Below are 2808 nucleotides of genomic sequence, written 5' to 3'. Positions count from 1 at the left end.
GGGTGGCCGTGGTCGGCGCGAGGACGACGTCGTGCGCGCGGAAGAGGGCCCCGACGCGGCGGCGCAGCGGGCCCTCGGCCGCCCGGGCCAGCCGCAGCACGGGACCGCCCAGCAGCCGGCCCGTCGTCGCGGCGGCCCGGGTGCGGGGGTCGAGCAGCGCCGGGTCCGGCACCCTGCGCGTCCAGTCCCGGATGCCGGCGGTGGCGCGCGGCACGAAGGTGACGCCGATCGGGCCGTAGCGGGGTTCCGCCTCGGTGACCTCGTGGCCGAGCGCGGCCAGCCGTTCGGCCAGCGCGGTCACCGCCGCGCGCACCTCCGGGTCGAGGCGCTTGGGGGTGCCGGTGAACGCCGCCCGGGTGGACAGCGCGATCCGCAGCCGGCCGGGTTCGCGGGTGGCCGCGTCGCGGGCCGCCACGGGCGGCGGGCGGTGCGGGTCGCCGACGGTGTTGCCGGCCGCCGCGTCGAGCAGCAGCGCCGCGTCCGCGACGGTACGGGCCAGCGGGCCGTGGCAGGTGATGCCGTGGAACGCCTCCGGGTCGGGCCAGGTGGACAGCCGGCCGCGCTGCGGCTTGATGCCGACGAGGTGTGTCCAGGCCGCCGGGATGCGCACCGAACCGGCGCCGTCCGAGCCGAGCGCGGCCGGCACCAGCCCGGCCGCCACGGCGGCGGCCGAACCGCCGGAGGAACCGCCGGGTGTGTGGGCGAGGTTCCACGGGTTGCGGGTGTCACCGAAGGCCGGCCCCTCGGTGAACGGCCACTGGCCGAGTTCCGGGCTGTTCGTCTTGCCGACGATCACCGCACCGGCCGCTCGCAGCCTGCGGACGACCTCGGCGTCGGCGCGTTTGACGGGGAACTCGCCGGGGCAGCCGAACGCGGTCGGTTCACCCGCCACGTCGGTGTCGTCCTTCACCGCGAGGGGAACACCGAGCAGCGGCAGCCGCTCCCCCGCCGCCAGGCGCCGGTCGGCCTCCTCCGCCTCCTCGAGCGCACGCTCGGCGCGGACCAGGCGGAAGGCGTTCATCGTCGGCTGGGCGGCTGCGATCCGCCGCAGCGACTCCTCCACCAGCGCGCGGGACGTCGTCTCACCGGCCGCCAGCGCGGCGGCCTGCGCACCGAGCCCCGCGAAGGCCGTACCGGGTGGATCCGCGGCGGACGGGGCCATGACGGGTTCCTCCCGTTGTGTGACGGTTGGTCTGGGGCGTCGTGTGGTCGGCGGGCCGTGCCCGGACGCCCGTTCGGGCGAGTGGGCGCCTGCCGCGGGCCATCCCCGCTCGACGACCGCCTCAAACCGACTCGTCCGGGGGAGACCTCCGGCCCAACTCCGCGCCGAATTCGGACAGTCCGGCGCTTCGGCCGGAAATCGTGCTGTGCCCGGCCCCGGTGCCGGGTAAGGCTCGGGTGTCACGACTGCGTATCAGCCGCCCCCGACGGGGAACTGTCCCGGCGGGGGCGGCGTCTGCCTGGCCAGCAGGGAGACACGTCGCGAACAGAGCAGGGGGTCGGGGATGAGGCTGAGGTCCAGGGCGTTGAGCACGATGTGCGGCGCGATCGCCGTACTGGCCCTGACCGTGGGCTGCGAGGGCGTCGCCGTGGACACCTCCGGCGCCGGTGAGCCCAGCAGGGCGGCAGCGGGCGTCGACGGTTCCGAGGGCGACGGCAAGAACGGCGACACGGACCCGCGCGAGGCGTCGAGCCGGCCGCCGGCGGACCCCAAGGAGCCGGCGGGCGCCAGGGAGCCCGAGGCCGTGCCGTCGGCCCCGGAGACGCCCGGCACGCCCACCCCGTCCGCTCCGGAGCCCTCCACTCCGAGCCCGACCCCGACCCGGCCGGCGATCGACACCCGCGGCCCGGCGCCGCTGCTCGTCGAGGGCAGCGAGGGCCGGGACGTGCGCGAGGTCCAGGCCAGGCTCCAGCAGTTGGGCCTCTTCCAGCGGAACCCGTCCGGCTACTACGGCACGCTGACCAGTGGCTCCGTCCGGGAGTTCCAGAAGCAGCGGGCCCTCGCGCAGACCGGGACGACCACGCCCGAGACGTGGCGGTCGCTCAGGGACCGCACCACCACACCCACCGCGGCCCAGCTCAACCCGGAGACGAGCTACCCGCTCGCCGACCCGGACAAGCGCTGCAGGACGGGCCGCGTGCTGTGCATCAGCAAGGAGAGCCGGACCCTCGCGTGGATGATCGACGGCAAGGTGCAGGCCGCCATGGACGTGCGGTTCGGCACCGAGTACACGCCCACGCGTGAGGGCACCTTCAAGGTCGACTTCAAGAGCCGCGACCACCACTCGACGCTGTACGACACGCCGATGCCGTTCGCGATGTTCTTCAGCGGGGGCCAGGCGGTGCACTACTCGGCCGACTTCGCCGCCGTCGGCTACAACGGCGGTTCACACGGATGTGTGAACGTGCGCGACCGCGAGAAGATCGCCAAGGTCTTCGACGAGGTCAGGGCGGGCGACAAGGTCATCGTCTACAGCTGAGCGGGCGAGGGACCCGACGGGAGCGGATCGGCCACGCGGCCGGTCCGTTCCTGCGGTTCGGGGGCCGTGAACCGTGGACCGTCCGGAAGGCACGCGGAACGCCACCGGTTCGACGACCGGGGCGGCGGAGCCGGAGGGCAAGAGAGAAGAAGAGAAAGGGGCGCGGGCGGGATCGGGGGAACATATCCCGCCCGCGCCATCGCGCGGACCCGCAGGTACGGGGGGAACCTCGGGTAGCGCGCTCGCCGATGACCAGTCGGCTCACTCTGTACTGCGTCACCCCTTCAAAAAGTGTCACACCCCTGTCGGCGGGGACGTGGCGACAAGG

Annotated in this window: 2 protein-coding genes; one reads left to right on the top strand and one right to left on the bottom strand. The window is 74.6% G+C overall.

Annotation, left to right across the window (positions count from 1 at the left end):
* A partial coding sequence (locus GL263_RS24610) for an amidase (RefSeq protein WP_182857944.1) occupies positions 1–1162 on the bottom strand: 1162 nt, incomplete at its 3' end.
* A gap of 343 nt (positions 1163–1505) precedes the next feature.
* Between GL263_RS24610 and GL263_RS24605 the strand changes: the two genes are divergently transcribed.
* Entirely contained in the window at positions 1506–2480 is a 975-nt protein-coding gene (locus GL263_RS24605) for a L,D-transpeptidase family protein (protein ID WP_228456801.1), read from the top strand.
* The last annotated feature ends 328 nt before the right edge of the window (positions 2481–2808 follow it).

The organism is Streptomyces durbertensis (assembly GCF_014156695.1).
In the GTDB taxonomy this organism is placed as follows: Bacteria; Actinomycetota; Actinomycetes; order Streptomycetales; family Streptomycetaceae; genus Streptomyces; species Streptomyces durbertensis.
Note: the sequence above shows the minus strand (reverse complement) of the source record. Positions and strands in the feature narration are given on the sequence as shown.

Excerpts from the sequence above, each read along its gene's own strand:
- GL263_RS24605 (WP_228456801.1), top strand. The coding sequence starts at position 1,506 with ATGAGGCTGAGGTCCAGGGCGTTGAGCACGATGTGCGGCGCGATCGCC.